Annotated in this window: 16 protein-coding genes and 1 pseudogene; 8 read left to right on the plus strand and 9 right to left on the minus strand. The window is 43.2% G+C overall.

What is annotated here, in order from left to right:
- Positions 1-281: 281 nt before the first annotated feature.
- Positions 282-530 (minus strand): hypothetical protein, encoded by a 249-nt coding sequence (locus ABWV76_RS17810; RefSeq protein WP_020412273.1) that lies wholly within the window; start codon positions 528-530, stop codon positions 282-284.
- A gap of 67 nt (positions 531-597) precedes the next feature.
- Positions 598-840 carry a hypothetical protein gene (locus tag ABWV76_RS17815; RefSeq protein WP_353376823.1) on the minus strand — a complete coding sequence of 81 codons (243 nt, stop codon included), beginning with the start codon at positions 838-840 and terminating at the stop codon, positions 598-600.
- Between the two features lie 1,714 nt (positions 841-2,554).
- Here ABWV76_RS17815 and csrA point away from each other — a divergent pair.
- From csrA to ABWV76_RS17830, 3 genes are all read left to right on the plus strand, one after another.
- On the plus strand, positions 2,555-2,743 hold the full coding sequence (csrA, locus tag ABWV76_RS17820; RefSeq protein ID WP_353376824.1) for a carbon storage regulator CsrA: 189 nt from the start codon (positions 2,555-2,557) through the stop codon (positions 2,741-2,743).
- 494 nt (positions 2,744-3,237) lie between these two features.
- The gene (locus ABWV76_RS17825) at positions 3,238-3,711 is read left to right on the plus strand and encodes a LabA-like NYN domain-containing protein (protein WP_143728921.1); all 474 of its coding nucleotides are present in this window, start codon (positions 3,238-3,240) and stop codon (positions 3,709-3,711) included.
- 137 nt (positions 3,712-3,848) lie between these two features.
- Positions 3,849-4,373, plus strand: coding sequence for a hypothetical protein (locus tag ABWV76_RS17830; protein WP_353376825.1), 525 nt, complete (start codon positions 3,849-3,851; stop codon positions 4,371-4,373).
- Positions 4,374-4,781: 408 nt separating this feature from the next.
- On the opposite strand, the gene ABWV76_RS17835 is transcribed toward ABWV76_RS17830, so the two are convergent.
- Positions 4,782-5,501: a helix-turn-helix transcriptional regulator gene (locus ABWV76_RS17835; protein WP_020412265.1), complete on the minus strand. Its 720-nt coding sequence runs from the start codon at positions 5,499-5,501 to the stop codon at positions 4,782-4,784.
- A gap of 178 nt (positions 5,502-5,679) precedes the next feature.
- Here ABWV76_RS17835 and ABWV76_RS17840 point away from each other — a divergent pair, with 178 nt between their 5' ends.
- A complete protein-coding gene (locus ABWV76_RS17840; protein ID WP_353376827.1) occupies positions 5,680-6,624 on the plus strand; it encodes an alpha/beta fold hydrolase in 945 nt (314 codons plus the stop codon).
- A 68-nt stretch (positions 6,625-6,692) separates the two neighbouring features.
- On the opposite strand, the gene ABWV76_RS17845 is transcribed toward ABWV76_RS17840, so the two are convergent.
- Positions 6,693-8,642, minus strand: a complete 1,950-nt coding sequence (locus ABWV76_RS17845; protein ID WP_353376828.1) for an aconitate hydratase — start codon at positions 8,640-8,642, stop codon at positions 6,693-6,695.
- 581 nt (positions 8,643-9,223) lie between these two features.
- Here ABWV76_RS17845 and ABWV76_RS17850 point away from each other — a divergent pair.
- Positions 9,224-10,249, plus strand: coding sequence for a patatin-like phospholipase family protein (locus ABWV76_RS17850; RefSeq protein WP_353376829.1), 1,026 nt, complete (start codon positions 9,224-9,226; stop codon positions 10,247-10,249).
- A gap of 216 nt (positions 10,250-10,465) precedes the next feature.
- Here the strand turns inward: ABWV76_RS17850 and ABWV76_RS17855 are convergent, their stop codons facing one another.
- The gene (locus ABWV76_RS17855) at positions 10,466-11,116 is read right to left on the minus strand and encodes a class I SAM-dependent methyltransferase (RefSeq protein WP_020412260.1); all 651 of its coding nucleotides are present in this window, start codon (positions 11,114-11,116) and stop codon (positions 10,466-10,468) included.
- A 613-nt stretch (positions 11,117-11,729) separates the two neighbouring features.
- Between ABWV76_RS17855 and ABWV76_RS17860 the strand changes: the two are divergent.
- Both ABWV76_RS17860 and ABWV76_RS17865 read left to right on the plus strand, forming a co-directional pair.
- Positions 11,730-12,467, plus strand: a pseudogene (locus tag ABWV76_RS17860) (DUF4396 domain-containing protein).
- Between the two features lie 395 nt (positions 12,468-12,862).
- Entirely contained in the window at positions 12,863-13,984 is a 1,122-nt protein-coding gene (locus tag ABWV76_RS17865; RefSeq protein WP_353376830.1) for an acyltransferase family protein, read from the plus strand.
- A gap of 166 nt (positions 13,985-14,150) precedes the next feature.
- Here the strand turns inward: ABWV76_RS17865 and ABWV76_RS17870 are convergent, their stop codons facing one another.
- The gene (locus ABWV76_RS17870) at positions 14,151-14,771 is read right to left on the minus strand and encodes a LysE/ArgO family amino acid transporter (protein ID WP_020412257.1); all 621 of its coding nucleotides are present in this window, start codon (positions 14,769-14,771) and stop codon (positions 14,151-14,153) included.
- A 121-nt stretch (positions 14,772-14,892) separates the two neighbouring features.
- On the opposite strand from ABWV76_RS17870, the gene ABWV76_RS17875 reads away from it, so the two are divergent.
- Positions 14,893-15,795: a LysR family transcriptional regulator ArgP gene (locus tag ABWV76_RS17875; protein WP_020412256.1), complete on the plus strand. Its 903-nt coding sequence runs from the start codon at positions 14,893-14,895 to the stop codon at positions 15,793-15,795.
- A gap of 121 nt (positions 15,796-15,916) precedes the next feature.
- Here the strand turns inward: ABWV76_RS17875 and ABWV76_RS17880 are convergent, their stop codons facing one another.
- The 3 genes from ABWV76_RS17880 to ABWV76_RS17890 form a co-directional block, all read right to left on the minus strand.
- Complete coding sequence (locus ABWV76_RS17880; protein WP_353376831.1) at positions 15,917-16,813, minus strand: fatty acid desaturase family protein; 897 nt, start codon at positions 16,811-16,813, stop codon at positions 15,917-15,919.
- Positions 16,814-16,832: 19 nt separating this feature from the next.
- Entirely contained in the window at positions 16,833-17,639 is an 807-nt protein-coding gene (locus tag ABWV76_RS17885; protein WP_020412254.1) for a hypothetical protein, read from the minus strand.
- Positions 17,640-18,224: 585 nt separating this feature from the next.
- On the minus strand, positions 18,225-19,229 hold the full coding sequence (locus tag ABWV76_RS17890) for a hypothetical protein (protein ID WP_353376832.1): 1,005 nt from the start codon (positions 19,227-19,229) through the stop codon (positions 18,225-18,227).
- Positions 19,230-19,249 lie beyond the last annotated feature (20 nt).

Below are 19,249 nucleotides of genomic sequence, written 5' to 3' on the forward strand. Positions count from 1 at the left end.
TGTGTAAAGCACTTTTCCAATATCGAATTGATTTTAATCAATTACTACTCTGAATTTATCTAACCGCATCGCTGCAGAACCAGTTAACTTAACCATTGGTAACCAATGCTATTCATCCAGAATTGTTTCAAACCAGGATCTGCCTTAGCTTAAACTATAAAAGACTCTCACCATTCTTATAATCCACCAATCACCTTTTCCGATACGCTCGCACCCCTTCTCCTTATTCATCGAGTCTAAGACTGTCACGAGGGCAGCACCCCCTAATTAGCAAGCACTTGTTATTCTTGGCACTCCCTCTCCTCCAGTACACCACCTCTCTTGATTGAGTACTCGGTATAGTTCCCAGTTACAATATCAAGGATTTGCAGCCAGGAATAAAACTCCGCTTTCTCGGATTTAGCAATTTCCGCTGCTAGCTCCATTGCCGCCTCATCAGTTGGAGCGGAGCCTCTAAAACTTTTTGCACCGCCATTCATTAAATGAATACGCTCGGCAAAGATTGCAAACCTATTGATCGTTCTTCCCATGTCCTTTCTCCGGTTAAGTTTCCCTGGCCATCCGCTAGCCATTCAATAGTGCTTAGAGCGACCCAGATTAAGCACTCAACTCATTAAATTCTGATTCCAACCAAGCCATACTACGCTCAACTTCCCGCATCTGCCTTAGTGTCAGCTCCAGTTCTTCACGCAAATTCACACCCACAGAAACCGAAAAGCTGCGTACGTACTTTGTATAGTTAAGGATGCAGATGGCGTACATTGGTCGGTTGTCATAGTCCGACCGATAGCGGCATATCCGGATCGGCTCTCCGTCGAAAATGATGTTTTTGGTTCCCATGACTACCTCCAAGCACAATACTGTATACTCATACAGTATATGATACAGGGCTCAGGGCCTGTCAAGATAGCCCGCGTGCCCCTCTTCCCAGTGAAGCCCTAGCCTAGCCAGGCATTTTGGTCATTAGTGAGTTGCCGCTGTCTGTAGCTCGGTGCGCATACTCCGCCGCAGTAGAGGTAATAGCGCTGGTTACCTTTATCAGGTTATCCACTATGTGCAGTACAAAAATTGATCAGCGATCTCTTTTGCTCAAATAATAATCAGATAGGCGTTAACCAAAGAATCAGCAGTAAGTAGTGCATGGATCAGATCGTCCAATCCTCCCTGGCGTGCGGTGGATTAGATATACTCGAATATGTGGGTCTGGTTGACTATCAGGCTCAAAGGATTAGCTTTAGTCATCTGGAGGCGCTTTGGCGGTCAGCCTTTAAAAGTGGATACTGTGCCTCTAACATCTGAAGACTATTAGCCAGCCAGCTTCATACTAACCCAGATAGCTGATAGAGAATGACTGTGGTTCACGGTAGCTCCGGGTTATCCACACTTCCCTACGATGGGGCCATGAATTACCAACATAAATTCAATACCGCAGCCGACTTCCCCAATGCCAATCTCTAGTAAAAAGTCTCGAAATTACTGCGGTAGAAAAATATTGTACTGTTGTTCGATACCATTAATTTCTTGCTCTGAAAAAGACAGAAATCATATTTCCAACATTTTGCACCAAACAGGGAGCAGTCTTTACCCAAAGTACTCAATTTTCTGATTGGTTGTTTGACTTTCAACAAACAGTTTTCTATCTCTCTACTACTCAACTCTTCCATATTTAAAATGTTCATAAGTGAAAGCATCGGCTGGATCATCACTTTAAACTGAGCAGCTGAATAAGCCTTCTCCGATCTTTTAGCTTCGGTAACTTAGAATTGAAATAAGAATACTTTAATTAGCTAACCACTAAACACCTCATTAAATGCAGACCACAATCTAGTTGCATAGCAAGCAGCCATAAATTGACCCAGAAGAAAAGAAGCTATGCAATAGATTCTATAAATTCTTATCTACTCAATAAATCATGGAGTGCATTTAAAATTTAGATTACTGATTCCAGTTATCTTGGTCCACCCAACCTCTTCCGAATGTAAATCTAACAGTAGTAATCAAGCCTGGATCAGACCAACAATCTAAAAACCGTGCAATAGCAAATGCGTATAGGAAGATAGGCACCAAAATGATCTTATTGGAATTTATTAAGATTGTTTTCAGTGTCAAAAATGCGTAAGGTAAATAGATATTTATCGGTATTTTTAGCCATAGCTGAGCAAGCTTTAATTAGCGAACAACTCGGAATCAAAAGGCTCAAAACTTTCTAAATGGCCCAATCTCGCAAAGGAGAACGGTAGCGTGACATAAAAGTAAGTAAAAGGCGCTGACCCAAGGTGCTACCAACACCAGGGGCCAGCTAACCAAATTGATACGCGAACTATCAAAATGGCTGTAATGGATGATACGCTAGAAACCCGCTCGTCTTCAATAAAGTGGAGCACATTCAGTAACTTGAAAGGCTTTTTCAGGTTCTGGAAGCGTTGTATCCGCCTTTTCTACTTTTACGCCTATCGTTCCCGCGCCCCACCTTGTACTGCCTCAAAACGTCACTTTCTTAGCTTTCCCACAGCGGAAGGTCTCCCCATGGTTTAAGTATCAATAGGAAATGGATATGTTAATTTTAACTCGACGGATTGGCCAAAACCTCAGGATTGGAGCAAACGTTTCAATCGTAGTTTTGGATATTAAAGGTAATCACGTAAGAGTGGGGATAGAGGCTCCCAAATCCCTGCCCGTTCACCGTGAGGAAATTTATATGCGCATCCAGAAAGAGCGAGAGGCAAGTAATGGAGATGGTTGAGAGGCAGATTCTCCCTGTATTGGGCTACTCCATGAGCCTAAACTCCATAGCGAATAGCTCTACGGTTTTATAGCTCTGTATTAGATTCCAATGGATATTCCTTACCAGTATACACCCAGGAAGGGAAACATTGGCCTTGAGACTACGCCCCTCAGAAGCCCGCAACGCGGGCACCTAAAGGGGGTATTCTATTTGACACAGCGAATCAGCTTTGGCTTAGGATGTCAATAACTGCACATCCAGGCCATAACATAGGGAGAAATCTTCCGTACACCTTACCTTCTTCACAAGATCACTATTCATCACCGCCTATACTAGTACAAGCGCCCAATCAGCATTGGCTTGGTTCTCCAACCAATAGCAGCCCTACTCCAATTTTGACTAATAATCGTCGCTTGAATATGAAAAGCTAGCAGCATAAAGTGTGTACAAAAGAGGCCGCAGGTCATATCGCTGTTTGTGTATTAGGCCTCTCAATATTACTGGATTCTCAAATGGAAAAAATTGCCATACTTGTTGATGTGCAAAATGTTTATTACACATGCAGGCAAATCTATAAACGAAACTTTGATTACAATAAGTTTTGGTCGGAAGTGACGGGTGGAAGAGAAGTGGTTAAGGCGGCGGCTTATGCCATCGACCGTGGCGATAGAAAACAGTATGAATTTCAAAATATCTTGAGATCTATTGGTTTTGAAGTGAAATTAAAACCCTTTACGCAAAGATCTGATGGCTCTGCCAAGGGTGATTGGGATGTAGGGATAACTATTGACGCCATAGAATATTCAAACCTGGTAGATACTATAGTTTTAGTCTCGGGAGATGGTGACTTTGACATTCTTGCTCATAAACTTAGATTAGACCGAGGCAAGAAAGTTGAAGTATATGGCGTACCAGAGTTGACAGCTGCCTCATTGGTTAATGCAGCGAGTAAATTCACCCCAATTGAAAATAAGCTGTTACTCTAATTACTATCTAAAACAGTAGATGGCTCTCATATGCACCTGTGGTCATCTACTGCGTTCTTTTCTTCTTAATGAGGGCTAATACGCTACATCAAGCGATAACTGCTCAATGTGAAATATACATATGATTAGCAACTCATTTGAAACAATTGCGCTCAAAGCAACATCCTTTCCAATTTTGTAATTTAAGGATAAAACTCTATCCTGGAGGACAAAGAAAAAGTACTTCCAGCTGGCTTCATACAGACTACCGATTAGTACGCTCTAGTCAAGGACCTAACAAAGTGAAGAATTTACTGATTACAGGTTTAATCCTCTTCTCCATGGTTACTCAAGCAACTGAGAATGTAGATGTTTGCCCAAACTTAGATCTTGATATACCAGAATCTAAGGCCACGCCAACAATAAAGACCATACCTGTGCTTCCTAAAGGTAATGGCAAGTACTTACCAGCATGTATAGTGGTTTCGTTTGAATTAGCAGAGATTCCGAAATCAGAAGGTAGAGGACTCATTCCCAGAAAAATAAAGATCGAAGGTTCCTCAAACAAAGCGTGGGACAAACCCATGGAAGTCGCTGTATCTAGATGGCTTTATCTATCAAAAGGTATAGAGTACCGTGGGCGCCAATATGTGATCTATAAGATTCCGGCACAAGCTCCATAGCCGCGTGATTGGGCAGTCGTTGACCGATTAAGCATAGATACAGAGAACCCTGAACAAACCCCCTACTTTAATCAGGTTACATCTATTAAAAATCTCGTATTATTTCCCGATCATCAACCGCGAAGCGGAATTAGATAGCAGGAAAAGCAACCAATAAAGATATTGATGTATGTAAATAACTCAATATAAATGCCCTTGCAAATTCGTTACTGATACTCGATTAACTTAATCATGAGCTGGTATAATCACAGCTACTAATTATTTTCTAGCGACCTCAATCGACAAAATATATTGAAATATATTTTAAGTGGTGAGTATTAATACACCCATTTTATATCGATATCTCACTTAGCTCTGGCAAAATGAGTCTGGCTTAAGACACCATTTTGTCTTTCATAACGAATAAGATTAGCGAGGTAAATGGCGAATTGGGGAGACACTATCTTCGAATAAAACATGTCGGCGCCGAAATGTTTTGCCTTCAAGATATTCCGGCTTACTGATTCTGTCCATTCGAAAATGACGGAAGTCTTTGCGTGCGGGATCCCAAGCTACCAAATACCATAGTGGTGGTAAAATGAGCATAGCTTGTGGCTCAACAACCCTGCTGGTTACAGCCCCCTTTGCATCACAGTACTGGAAACTTAGTTGTAGCCGTTGGAGAAAAGCTGCCTCAAAAGTGGGTAGCAGGGCGGGCTCCATCTCTTGGATATTTGAGATGTCTACCTGCGGTGAAAGCTTACCGATATATAAGCAGTCCAAAAACCGGCGTAAGTCACGTACCTTGTCCGGCGGCAAAGCTTTCTCTATTTTGGCAAGGCCAGCATCTGCAAGACCTGAAAAAGGTAAATTCCCAGCCGCACGCATTGATGCAACACTGATAAGAAGAGCAAAGACTTCGGCAACCGAGAGACGCGCTGTGGTTTGAACCGATTGCGGGTCTAGTTGCAGGCCGCCCCCAGGACCGGGTTCAGAATGAATAACAAAGCCCTCATCGCGCAGTGCGCTAATGTCACGCAACACTGTACGCCTGGATACACCAACCTCTTCTGCTAGGTCAGCAATCGTAGAAGTACCATTTCGGCGAAGGCTGCGCACGATGGCGTCTTGTCGAAGGCGAACACTCATTTTGTAAGAATATGATTAAATGGTGACATTATTTGGCACCATTGGATTTTAATCTATGGCCGTTCATTTCAGCAAAGGAGTTCTGAAATTGCAACGCACACCCGTAATCCCAAGGGAAAGAAAGGGTCCATCCGGTATATGCGGCGTTACTTGAGCCATCCAAGAAAGGAGAAATAAATTGTTTAATCTAACCGATTTCCCTAAGCCCACTCTTATTTCAATCAACGGCGTTGAGTTAGAAGTCTTTGAAGCAGGCCAGCAGAGTACGGAAAACCCAATTGTACTTTGTCACGGCTGGCCAGAGCATGCCTATTCTTGGCGCCATCAGGTGCCAGTACTTGCCGCAGCCGGCTACCACGTTATCGTTCCAAACCAGCGTGGTTATGGCAATTCATCCCGTCCTGCCGACGTAACTGACTATGACATTAAAAACTTGTCGGATGACCTCGTCGCACTGCTTGACCACTATGGATACAAAGATGCTACCTTTATCGGCCATGATTGGGGGGCAATGGTGGTTTGGGGGCTTGCGCTATTACATCCAACCCGGGTAAATAAAGTTATAAACATGGCCTTACCCTACCAGGCTCGCACAGAAAAGCCTTGGGTCGAGTTTATGGAGGAATTTCTAGGAAGCGACTATTACATCGTTCACTTTAACCGACAGCCAGGCATCGCGGACACTGTGTTAGACGCAAATACTTCACAGTTCCTTCGCAATATATTCCGCAAGAACGTACCTCCAGCACCACCAGAGCCTGGAATGATGATGATCGATCTCGCCAGAGCAGAAGCGCCACTTGGCGAGCCCTTAATGAGTGATAGCGAACTGGCTGTTTTTATTTCCGCATTTGAGAAAACAGGGTTCATGAGCAGTATAAATTGGTACAGAAATCTTGACCGCAATTGGCAGATCTTGGCAGATGTAGACCCAATCATTAAAAAGCCAGCACTCATGATTTACGGCGATCGAGACTTGATTCCCAAAGCCCAAAACCTAAAAGAGTTCGTTCCCAATGTTGATATAATCAGCCTCGACTGCGGCCATTGGATTCAACAGGAGAAACCTGAAGAAACAAATCAGATAATTTTAAAGTGGCTAGAACAACAGGATGCCACTTAGCGCAAAAGCCCATTTGATATAAAAAATATCTCTGAAATTATCTGAGTAATTTATGGATGTAGTAAAATCTACGACTTCCCGTTACTCAGATACTTTTCTCGTACTTGATTAATCATGCCACCAGCCTCTAGCACCTCGATTTCATCCGCTGACAGGTCACTGCGCAGATTAATAGTCTCGCCAGATGACTTAATCAAAAGCTTTACAGAATTGTTTGACTTCAATTGTGCTATTGGCTTGTCAATCTCAAGAATTGAATCTTGCTCAAGTCGGTCGTAATCATCAAAGTTCTCAAAAAGCAGTGGCAGCACACCAAAGTTAATGAGGTTACGGCGATGGATACGAGCCATGCTTTTTGCGATTATGCACCTTACGCCAAGAAACCGTGAAGATACCGCTGCATGTTCACGGCTGGAGCCTTGCCCATAATTTTCACCACCAACAACAAAACAATCACCATTCAATTTCATTGCCCGCTGGTAAAAGTTTTCATCGATACGGGAAAATGTATAGCGACTAATGGCGGGTATGTTTGAGCGCAAAGGTAAAATCTCCGCTCCGGCAGGCAGTATTTCATCCGTAGAGACGTTGTCACCCGCTTTCAGTAATAGCGGGCCCGTTAAGATGTTCGGAAGCTTATCAAAGTTTGGTAACGGTTTGATATTCGGACCTTTAATCAGCTCAACTGCTACAGGGATTTCTTGGGGTGGTTGAAGTAATGGTCTTATATCTGGCAGATATTCCGGCTCACTAAAGCTGGGATAGTCCATGTCCAGGTCACGAGGATCGGTGATCACGCCCTTCAGTGCACTGGCAGTGGCAGTTTCAGGGCTGCATAAATAGACTTGGTCATCTGCTGTGCCGGATCGACCGGGGAAATTACGTGGCACAGTTCGTAGGCTGATACGGCCAGTGGCGGGAGCTTGCCCCATACCAATACAGCCGCCACAGCCTGTTTGGTGCAAGCGCGCACCAACTTCAAGTAGTTTTGTGAGATCGCCACTCCGGCTAAGCTCTTCGAGCAATTGGCGCGAGGTTGGGTTGATATCAAAAGAGACATCGTCGGCTAAACGACGACCTGCGACAATACGCGCTGGTATGGCGAAATCCCGCAGCCCCGGGTTAGCGGAAGAGCCAATATAGCTCTGGTAAATAGGGCGCCCCGCCACCTCACGTACGGTTACCACTTTATCTGGACTGGATGGGCAGGCGATTAGCGGCTCAAGATCAGATAAATTGATAGTATCCTCTTCGTCATAGCTCGCACCCTCATCGGCTTTCATTTCTACATAATCGCTTTCTCGGTGCTGCTGTTTGAGAAAAGCTTTCACAGCTTCATCGGCAGGAAAGACACTGGCAGTGGTACCCATCTCCTGCCCCATATTGGCGATCACATGGCGGTCCATCGCGGTCAGATTGGCGAGGCCTGGGCCGTGATACTCGACAATCTTATTCACACAGCCCTTCACTGTTTGCCGGCGTAACATTTCCAGGATTATGTCTTTGGCACTGACCCATGGCGGTAATTCACCCTCAAGCTTTACGCCGAGCACTTTCGGCATTTTCAGCGCGAAGGGAACGCCAGCTATAGCCATGGCCACCTGTAGGCCACCAGCACCAATGGCCAGCATGCCCATAGAGCCGGCTGCACATGTATGGCTATCGGCGCCAAGTAACGTCTTTCCGGGGATATCAAAGCAAGCCATATGTACCGGGTGGCTTACACCGTTACCGGGACGTGAGAACCAAAGTCCAAACTTGCGACAGGCGCTTTGCAGGAACAGGTGATCATCAGCGTTTTTGAAGTCCGTCTGTAGGAGGTTATGGTCTACATACTGTGCGGAAAGCTCAGTCTTGATTTGCGATAAACCAAGCGCCTCTAGCTCTAACATTACCAGAGTGCCGGTGCCATCTTGAGCCAACGTCTGGTCAATCTTTATCTCTATTGGACTACCGGGTTCCAATGAACCGCTCACGAGATGGCTCTTGATCAGTTTCTGTGCGAGGTTCATAGCCATAATGGGTACCCTTCCTTAATCTGGGAAGCTCCACCTGCGGCGCTTCTTAGCCCTGATCATTGTAGTCCGACCCAAGATAGTTACTATGTGTGTCTAAATGCCCTTCTGTACTTGCATGGTTAATTAAGCGACGGGACCAATAACCTTAAGCCTCAAAAAATAGGAAAACGCGCTATTCCAAACCTGCCATGAATAATGGTCTTTTGTATTTGTCTTTTAAGAAACAAGTGATCATATCCAACAGCCTCACGTTTTGTGGATAAATCTGTGGCTGTACATTCCTTGAGGACAATAAGGAACTATTAAGATTTTTACTGTAACTATAAAAGTCAGCGTAAATTTTTTGCTTTTAAAGAAGCTGATAGTTGCCCACCAACCCGTTTATGTGCATACACCAACCTTCTTTAAAATTTATACATTCCTTTTATTCATACAGAAATACTGCTAAAAAGAAGATTTTTTGTACCGACATTCTCTTTCGATATGCAGTAGTCACCTCTGATATTTAAAGCATTAACTGTTGATCCTAGTGCTATCTTTCTAGAATCGCACACAATTAGTAAAGACGAGGAGAGTGAACAGTGGCGATCAGAATCCTATCTATTGATGGAGGGGGGATAAGAGGCATACTGCCTGGTGAGATATTGGTTTCTCTTGAACATAAGCTGAGAGTGAAATCAGGCAATCCCGACGCCAGAATAGGAGATTTTTTTGATCTGGTTGCAGGAACAAGCACTGGCGCTATATTAGGCGCAGCCTATATTTGTCCAAACAAGGAGGGAAGGCCCAAATTTTCAGCCCGGGAAGCGGTAAATATTTACCTTAAAGAAGGAGGTAAGGTGTTTGATACTGGAATCTGGCCTTACCTGAACAAGCTGAGACTACTTAAGGAAGAAAAATACTCTACACATGAACTGGAAAAGATATTAAAGAAGTATTTTGGTAAAACAAAGCTAAGCAAACTATTAAAACCCACCTGTTTCATTTCTTATGATATTAAAAAGCGCGAGCAAGTTATCTTTAGGCAACACTGCGCCATAATAAGAGATGAAGATTTTTTGGTAAGAGATTTACTAAGAGGCAGTACTGCCGCACCAACCTACTTTGAACCTGCACGTATTTATTCGCTGCCGCCACTTAACAAAAAATATATCCTGGTAGACGGCGGTATGGTAGCCAGTGACCCTGCATTATGCGCCTACTCAGAGGCCATTAAGTTTAGCGGTGTGGGTGGTATTAAGGATATGATTATTGTATCTCTTGGCACTGGTAAACAGCTAATAAGCTACAAATACAAAGAAGTCAAAAATTGGGGAATTTTTAACTGGGCGAGACCAGCGATAGATATCGCACTGAGTGGCGGAGCCCAAATGACGCATTATTATCTGAAACAAATTTCATCTACTGTAGAAAATACAAAGTACTTCCGAATTCAGCCAGATCTATATGATGCTAATCCCGCATTGGATGATGCATCCCCCAAAAACTTGAAAGAATTGAAGAGGTCTGGTGAAAGAAATGCAAAGCACTATGATAAATTACTGGATGACATTACTCGGACATTGCTGAACACACAAGATATTCATCAATATAAGCAAGGATACTGATACCTATCAACACAAAATTAGCTAAGCCAATAAGTAATCATTCAAGTACTCTATCAAATAGAGACCAAGCGTTAACAACCTTTTCATGGACTTTACCACTGCTCAAAACATACCAACTCTGTGCTTGAGGCTTCATTGCCAAATTTTCATTGAAATCATACCCGAAACAATCAGCAGCAACACCAAGTTTTTTGGTAACCCTATATAATTTTCGGCTCAAGCCTCACATAAAATAATATTTATTAATTTTTCTACTCGATCACCAGTATTGCTCTCTCCATATTCAATATGCTTTTCACTACATATAACCCTAAAGCCAGCTTCAATTAATTGAGTTCGAATGTCGCTTTCATCAAAAAGCTGAAACCCAAACGGTGTGAATGACAAACTCTGCATAAAAGACTTATCACCAAAAGCTAAACAAAATTTTCCTTCAGGTACCAGTACTCTGCGTATTTCAGATAAATGTTTTTTGAGAGATTCCCAAAAGTAGACGGTGTGGACAGTAATCGCCTTCTCGAATTGGCTGTCGGCAAACGGCAACCTCTCCGAGGTTCCAACTTTAAAGTCCATTTGTCCCGATTCAATGTGTTTAGAATTGAGAGTTTTCGCGCTCGCAACCATTTCACTGGACCAATCGATTCCCGTATAGCGAATACTGGAGCCTTTACGAAGCACATCTACTGCAAACTTGCCATTGCCGGGCCCAATCTCAAGAATATGGTCATGATCTACCACATTAAGCAATTCTAGTGCAGCCAGGTTCGTTGCTTTATTAGCCTTGTTCATCTGCAGTGCAGTATCTGAAGCTAAAGCACCAGATGGCTTCCTTAGCTGTTCCGCGACCAGTTTAGGATCTTTAGACATTTATTCTCCATTTAGTACCAATTGTAGAGCACATAAATAGCACTTATGTACTTACAAACTGCAATTAATTTAGAAATTAACAGCAGTTTTTCGATTGCTTTTTACATCGCCGCTTAGCGTCCAAACAATTTTTTTGACCTGTTATTGCGTTGTTCACATAACTCACCATCAAATTTCTCTAAACATAATCCAAGCAACAATATACGAGCCCAGGTCAAATCAAAGTGTAAAAGCAGCTAATCTTACGTAACTTCAATAGATCAAGCTTAAGCCAAATCATTTGGTGGATCAATTAGGTAAATATAACTCTATATCAAATGAAGTACTTCAAGTATTACCCTAATATCTTCCAAGATTATCTTGCTGCACTATAGTCCTGAAAAAGTAAGTGCGATATATAAATATGTAACTTCGAATGGATACAGCCAATACCCATCCAAATTCTCAAAAACCGGTAACTATCAATTAAACTACTAGATATCAGCCTAATCCTTAAAGAGAATCTGGCATGCTAAATGGCGCTATGCTTGTCTGGTTTATTTTCACGGCTATAAGTGTGGTCTTTGTCGTTTGGGATTCCATCACTAACGCGCCGACCAGCTGGGTACAACGTATGGCATGGATATTGGTGGTGGTATATACCGGTGTTGTCGGATTAATACTCTATCTTCTTACTTGTCGTCGGCCTCTCCCTGGCGCCCACGATGCTTTTACTCGGGCAACATGGAAGCAAAGCGTAAACAGTGAGATGCATTGCCTGGCTGGCGATGCAACTGGAATCGTGATTGCAGCATCAATAGTTCCTATTTTCGGACTCACTAATGGCTGGGATGCCACTATTGAATACATTGCCGGTTTTATCTGCGGGCTCTTTATTTTCCAAGCACTGATGATGCGTGGTATGTATCAGGGAAGCTATCTAAAAGCTGTACGTAAAACATTCTTCGCAGAGACTGTTTCTATGAATATGGTGATGGGAGGAATGATTCCAACTATGGTAATACTCGCTTCGCTATGGCCCTGATCAGAAGAACCCACAAATGCCACATTTTGGTTCCGAATGAGCCTTGCAACTATCGTCGGTGGAATAATCGCTTACCCTATTAACTATTACCTGGTTAAAAACCACTTGAAACATGGGTGTATGACTTTACCAGGGCGGGATGGGCCTGCACCTCATTTAGGACACTGCTCGCTTGAAAGCTATCCCACCGATAAGAACCATAAAGAACATGGTATGACAATGCGCACCCTGCCTCTTTCAATTGCAATCACTTGGGTAGCGTGTACCCTTATTTTTCTTCTATTTACAATTCTAATAACGAATCAGTTTGTACCCCTACGATTTTGATTAACAAAGGCTCAAATTTCTTAAAAATTTGGCTGAAAAGATATTGTTATAAGAAATGATCTCTTTCCATACATCACTTTCTCTTTTTTAATTTCGAAAGGAAAATTTTGATTCGTCAGAGACATACTTATCAATATATTCATCAGATTAGGAGTTTGATTCTTATCACTAACTCTTTCGCAAAAAAGAGTCATCGGAGAACCTCATAATCATTCAATAAGAAAAAATTGGACAGAGCTACATCTTGTTGATTTATGGTAGTATCAAAGGAAAGTAGTTACCAAAATAAGCCTTTTGATTGGCTTTTAGTCAATTCATTTTATGGCAATAGTAATAGAGTAGTAACAAGAAGTGTTCAACTTCTTACGATTGGCCAGGGATAGAGGCTGTCAACCATGAGTAAGCGCTTACTTAATCTTGATACCCTACGTGGACTGGCAGCTCTTTTGGTTGTTTGGCAGCATAGTAGCGAAGTATTCATTCAAGTACCTAATATTGCCCTGCATGGGACAGACCTCGCTAATTTTATTAGCCAGTTGGATTTTGGCAGAATAGGTGTTCTCTGCTTCTTTTTGTTATCTGGCTATGTAATTCCTCATAGTCTGCTTGAAGCGAATCGCCCTCTAAAGTGCTTTGCTATACGACGCTTCTTTCGACTTTACCCTACGTACTGGGTTTCTCTCATTATCGCAGTTAGCTTTACATGGTTATTTGCTGGTCACATTTTCTCGCCAGTAGCTGTCCTGGCAAATACCACTATGCTGCAAGGACTCCTGGGCTTTGAAAATGTGCAGAAGTTATACTGGACCCTTACTGCAGAGCTTATTTTCTACTTACTATGTGCAATGATGTTTGCCCTTAAACTACTAGGGAATCCAAAGAACCTTTTATTGCTTTGTTGGGCGACGCTGTCTTTATTTATCTGTCTACAGCTTTTCGAACACTCACCAGCTTTACAGCTACAACTACCAGTAACAATCACTTATATCCCTTATGGTATAGCCGTAATGTGCTGTGGAGCCTTACTCCGTTACTGTTTTGAGACCAAGAGGTTTCATCGCTATGCTGTATTGGCTATAGCTTCAACGTTCTCTATCCCTATACTGGTGCTAAGCTTGCACCTTTTCGGTAATTCCATTAGTAGTGAGCCCGTTCGCTTTGGACTGTCGCACCTGATTGCTCTGGGTATTTTCCTCTCAGTAATATCATTACCTTTAAATTCCATACGACATTTCGCCACCCTGGGAACAATCAGCTATTCCATTTATTTATTTCACTTATGCATGATATACGTGATGAAATGGTCTATATCCCAGCCTTGGGGCCAAGTTTTTTCAGGCTTCCCTTTATCCGTTTATCTGTCTGTAACAACATTGGCCAGTATAGCGCTGGCAACCTTGATTTACTGGCTTATTGAAAGGCCATTTGTCAAGTTGGGGCGCTCTTTAAGTACCAGTGCTCAAGATGCGGAGAGTGCCCAACAACAAGAAAGTGAGAAGGTTGCCATAAGAACGTAACCCATTCACCAATACTCTGAAAAACCGTATATTTAGTGAAGGCCCATACAACTGTGCCCCTTCACTGGAGTTGAAACTGGTCTAGCTTCTATAAGGGCCTATACAGGGGCCTACGAGATAAATCGGTAGACCCCAATTTCACATCGATTGATAACTTTTTGTAAAATTAGCTAGCCCAAAGCAGACTTGCCGCAATCGACCACATCATAATACCCACCAGAACATCCAGTACACGCCAGGTCTTCGGATTCTTAAACAGCGGTTGCATCATACTGCCACCTACTGATAACAGCGCGAACCAGAGTACCGAGGCACTGCAGGCACCAATCACGAAGAACAGAGTACCTTCCCCGGCATACTGGGCACCGACCGACCCGATCAGCACTACGGTATCCACATAGGCATGGGGGTTTAGCAGGGTCAGCGCTACCGCGGTGATCAGAGCCGAGCGTCTCGATTTAACCCATTCCTTCTTGTCCTCAAGCCCTTTATTGGTTAAAGCGGAGCGAAATGCCATAGCGCCGTAGCCAACCAGGAAGGCCACTCCCAACCAGGTCAACCAGACCATCCAGTTGCCTTCCGCTTGGGCCAGGTGTGATACGAGGTAAACACCACAGGTGATCAGAACAATGTCCATCAAGACGCACAGCGCGGCGATACTGTAGTGATACTGGCGACGAATACTCTGCGTTAGTAGATACGCATTCTGCGCGCCAATCGCCATGATCAAACTGATAGTGGTGATAAAGCCCTTTGTCATAGGGGCCAGTAACAAACCCGAAACCACGGTGCCTCCTGTAGCTATTGAGTCTTGTCCGCGGGCCTGCGGACCTGGGAAGTGGCGAGAGATTAAGAGGGGCGCTAGAATAAGTAAATTTAATTATTTTGAGCCATCATAAGAAAATCTTATGCTAGATCTTAAGCAACTACAGGCGTTCGCCTTTGTGGTGGAGGAGCAGAGCTTTGACAAGGCCGCATCACTGCTTCATGTAAGCCAATCTGCGGTGTCCCAGCGTATCAAAGCCCTGGAGGGACAGGTTGGTCAGGCCCTGCTGATCAGGTCTACCCCCCTACGTCCAACGGAAGCCGGCCTGAAAGTAATGGGCTACTACCAACAGATGAACCTGCTGCAACATGAGCTGCTGGAGGATATCGATCCAGAGGGTAGCAAGACCCGCTATAGCAACCAAAACAAGGTGCGTATTGCCCTCAATTCGGACAGTCTGGATACCTGGTTTTTAAAAGCCATCACACCCTTGATCCGCTCACAGCACCTGCTCGTAGACCTGAAGGTAGATGACCAGGATGCCACCCATGAATTACTGAAGAACGGTGAAGTTATCGGCTGTGTTAGTTCTGTAACCAGTAATCTGCAGGGATGCCAGTCCCTGCTACTGGGACATATGGCCTACTACCCGGTATGCACTCAGGCCTTCAAGGAGCAGTACTTCTCCGATCCGGTAGATGTGGATGAATTTCGCTATGCTCCTGCCGTCGAGTTCAATTACAAAGACCAGTTACAGAGCCGTTATCTTAAGCAGTTTTGGGGAATTGAGGCAGGACAGTATCCCTCACACGAAATCCCATCCTCAAAGGGCTTTCTCAACTTCCTGACTTTAGGACTTGGATGGGGAATGGCACCGGATATTCAAGTTGCCGATTTACTGAAAAGGGGCACCCTGATAAAGCTCACCCCAGATCAACATCTGAAAATTCCGCTGTACTGGCATGTATGGAATCTAAAATCCTCTCTGATCAAGCAAATTACCAATACCCTTGCAAAGTTTGCTCACAAGGCCCTGCACCAGTGAGAGACCGGTGCCGGGCTTTATCGAGGTAACTATCATCAATACTATGGCCTTTAGTCAGCTCTAAGGGGAATACAATTGGTGAGAAACAACGTACAAGTGAAAATTTAACTGTCGCTAGTCCTTACCTTACCACCTGCTTCAAAACACGTAGGTAATTATCGGCCAACTCAACATCATCGTAATAACCGCGCTCCTTCAGCAATTTATGCAGCGCTTTGAGGTTATATGTGGGGACCGCCATAAATGCATGATGTTCACAGTGGTAACTCAGACCATCAGTGGGGCTAACAAACAGTAATCCCAAGATACCCCTTGGAACCGAACGTGTATTATATTTAGGTTCCAGATGGTAGAGGTCTTTAACACCTGCGTGTTCGGCGATCTGGCGCATCCGTATAATAGCCATATATACGGTGAGGTAGGCTATAACCCATAATATATAAAGCTGTGGAAAGCCAAAAGCCCATAACATCGAAAACATAACACCGTTAACAAATAAACCACGTGTTAACTGAAAATTAATCCGCTTTTTTCTGCTTAATAGATCTCGTCCACTTAGAAATAAGTATAAATTAGCCTTTAAACCAGTAATCCCCAAAAAATCCCTGGTAAACTTTCTCACCAAGCTCAATTTGGTCACGGGGTAATCTTTATAGTTCTGTAGATCTGGATCTTGATCTGTCCCTGCTCTCCGGTGATGAAGCATGTGGCTTTTTATATAAGTTTCACCATCCATCAATAAAAATGGTGAAGACAACCATTTGGCAACAAATTTATTATAGGAGCGAGTTGCGAAAAGTGTTTTGTGACCCGCTTCATGCATAATAGCCGCCAAAGCTTGCTGCCGCCCCGCTAGTAAGAATACTGCAATAATGTAAGTTGACCAGTGTGGCAGTAGTGCTGCCACGACGAAAATACCTATTATTCCGAGCCAAGTGCTGACTACCACCCACCAGGCTTTGGCATCACTGCGCTCCAGAAATGGCTTTACCTCTTCTTTACTCACAGGAATATTCATCGCGGGGTACCTTTTTTGATTATGTGTCAACACCTAATTTCTGCAGTTGCTCCAGCCAAATATTGCGGCCTACACGATCATATTTACGTACAATTTTCTTTAGTTGCTGATACTTCTTTTGTGGTCTAATAACTTTTGGTAGTAAAGGATCGACCGCTAAACGGTGGATCGCCTCACCACCCAAGCGACATGTTTCATACAACGAAGCACTAACAGACTTTGCTGCCAGGGATGTAAGGCTGCTTTCAAGCGAATGTATAAGAGCATCATATTCACTATCGAGCCGTTCGATATCCCATAAGTGGTGCGCCCAGTGACTAACTAATATGTCCGGTACGTCCTGCAACACAAAGCAATGGGCACTCTCTTCGAGACCAAGCCTTATCAGGGTTACGGTCAATTCCGCATGATTGATGATTAAATTGTTCGGGCGCACCCATAGGTGATCTAGACCAGCGGCAAAGCCATACCATTCAAGTACCAGTATTGATTTTGCGCGGACCGCACGCGATACACCTTTGGGCAAATGGCAGGCGAGCCAGCGATAATCCCAATTATCATAGTGAAAGGTATTTTGCTGCCAACGGTTAATAAAAGCACGTTTGGCCAGAGCCTTTTCCGTTAAACGGTACATGCCTCGCCCATTCTGAGTAATCAGACCGGCACCGACCAATCTATTTAATGTTACCCGCAGATTATTGATAGAAATATCAAATGCATCAGATATATAACCCAGCTGGCTAGTCGCCAGCTCATGTCGTTTATTAACACCCATTAGATCCAACAGAACATTTTTTGGAGTGGGCTCATAAGTAAACTGATACATAGTGAATATTACGACAATAGTCCCTATTTATTTTTTTGTGTAATATTACAGAGAAAACCCAATCATACAATATTGTGTAATATGCATCTTAGAAAAAAGTCACTTAATTCAACCTCAATTTAATGTATCTCTACTGTGCCTATTGTTTGGTATGTATCGAGTAGTGTCATCCATTTTCATTTAGAAACTGAACTACTAAGAGTACACCCATAAGTAGATGCAATCGCCATCCCCTAAAGGGCTTGAAAACCCGGTTTATAAGCGCACTTTCTCAATAGAAAACTACCAAGCCCTAAGCAAAAAGGGCCTGATTGACATAAACATTATTTAGAAGTGACTCAATTACTTCCAATATCTTCATGCTAACAATGCTTTAATTTCTGCTTAGATCACTCCATACGTGAGTACAAATTTTTTAGCAATAGGAATGAAAAGCATACAAAATATACTTTCAAATAAGAAAATCCACTGCTGGAGATTAGAAAAAGAGTGTAGCCACCATGATAACTACTCAATGTAGTTATCATGGCCGTGGCTTAGTAGCTACCAACGCCTAAAGATAAGTGGATAAAAAATATTCTAAAACTAAAGCACATCATCTAAGTGCTGTAAAAAGGGTACTATTGTTTGATTCCTCACGTCCTGACTCATGTCCCGACCGATAGTAGTATGATCCAAATTTACCCATCTCTGTGAATACCACCCCAAGTCAGTATCTTGAGCTGTATAAGCAAAAGAGTGAACCCCAGATAATTCAATGACCTCAGCCCCGCCAGTCAATTGCCGAAGGTATAAATTATCTTTATAAGGAAATTGTGTATGGAGATCAGTATAATAGCTTAAGTAACTAGAATTCATGGGATTACGATAAAATGAAGAAGTTAATCCCAACTCATTTTGAGTCCATTTACAAACACCATCAAAACTGTGGACAACAGTTCGGATATTACGAAAATCTGGATCAGCTCGCATAGCTTTCGCCAGTCTCATCACGAGACAACCACCACGAGAAGAACCCGCCAAGTAAATAGTCTCAAGATTGGAGGCATAAGCCTTTGACTTTAGCCAGCTGAGGTATGCCCTTTCTATACGAGACTTCTCATTACTACTAATCATCTGATTAAATTGCGTATCAAAAGCAATCGCCAAAAAGGTCTCATCTGTTGGGAAATGCTCTGAATCTAGCAACTGCCGAGCAAGCGAGCGGCCATCGATACTGCGAGAGCAAGATTGCTTTAATACCCCACAGTCTTTTTTATAGCTAGCCTTCTGGCCTGTCACAGAACTTTCCGCACCATTTCCTGGAGGCTGTTGTCCCGCAGCAATAAATACCAAGTTTTTTACATTATCACGTACTGGGTCTTGCACTCTAGCAATCTGAGTATGAAGCTGGCGACTATTACTGACGCCCTCTACCTCCCAGGCGCGATACTCAGATAGAGTGTCTTGGTTTAGGCACCAAAATTCCTGGCAATACCGAACCCGCTCCAAATTCACCGAAAAATCCGATTTTGGCTCAAAACCTTGAGTGTGGGCAGAATTAAAAGCAATCGACAACCAAAATAAACTTTTTATTATTTGAAAATTCATTATTCACCAACAGTGTACTT

The organism is Microbulbifer sp. NBRC 101763 (assembly GCF_040371615.1).
Taxonomy (GTDB): domain Bacteria; phylum Pseudomonadota; class Gammaproteobacteria; order Pseudomonadales; family Cellvibrionaceae; genus Microbulbifer; species Microbulbifer variabilis.

Bases quoted from the DNA above. Each gene is read 5' to 3' on its own strand.
- ABWV76_RS17835 (WP_020412265.1), bottom strand. From the start codon at position 5,501: ATGAGTGTTCGCCTTCGACAAGACGCCATCGTGCGCAGCCTTCGCCGA.
- ABWV76_RS17855 (WP_020412260.1), bottom strand. From the start codon at position 11,116: ATGTCTAAAGATCCTAAACTGGTCGCGGAACAGCTAAGGAAGCCATCT.
- ABWV76_RS17890 (WP_353376832.1), bottom strand. From the start codon at position 19,229: ATGAATTTTCAAATAATAAAAAGTTTATTTTGGTTGTCGATTGCTTTT.
- ABWV76_RS17865 (WP_353376830.1), top strand. From the start codon at position 12,863: ATGAGTAAGCGCTTACTTAATCTTGATACCCTACGTGGACTGGCAGCT.
- ABWV76_RS17875 (WP_020412256.1), top strand. From the start codon at position 14,893: ATGCTAGATCTTAAGCAACTACAGGCGTTCGCCTTTGTGGTGGAGGAG.
- ABWV76_RS17815 (WP_353376823.1), bottom strand. From the start codon at position 840: ATGGGAACCAAAAACATCATTTTCGACGGAGAGCCGATCCGGATATGC.
- ABWV76_RS17810 (WP_020412273.1), bottom strand. From the start codon at position 530: ATGGGAAGAACGATCAATAGGTTTGCAATCTTTGCCGAGCGTATTCAT.
- ABWV76_RS17845 (WP_353376828.1), bottom strand. From the start codon at position 8,642: ATGGCTATGAACCTCGCACAGAAACTGATCAAGAGCCATCTCGTGAGC.
- ABWV76_RS17825 (WP_143728921.1), top strand. From the start codon at position 3,238: ATGGAAAAAATTGCCATACTTGTTGATGTGCAAAATGTTTATTACACA.
- csrA (WP_353376824.1), top strand. From the start codon at position 2,555: ATGTTAATTTTAACTCGACGGATTGGCCAAAACCTCAGGATTGGAGCA.
- ABWV76_RS17885 (WP_020412254.1), bottom strand. From the start codon at position 17,639: ATGTATCAGTTTACTTATGAGCCCACTCCAAAAAATGTTCTGTTGGAT.
- ABWV76_RS17880 (WP_353376831.1), bottom strand. From the start codon at position 16,813: ATGAATATTCCTGTGAGTAAAGAAGAGGTAAAGCCATTTCTGGAGCGC.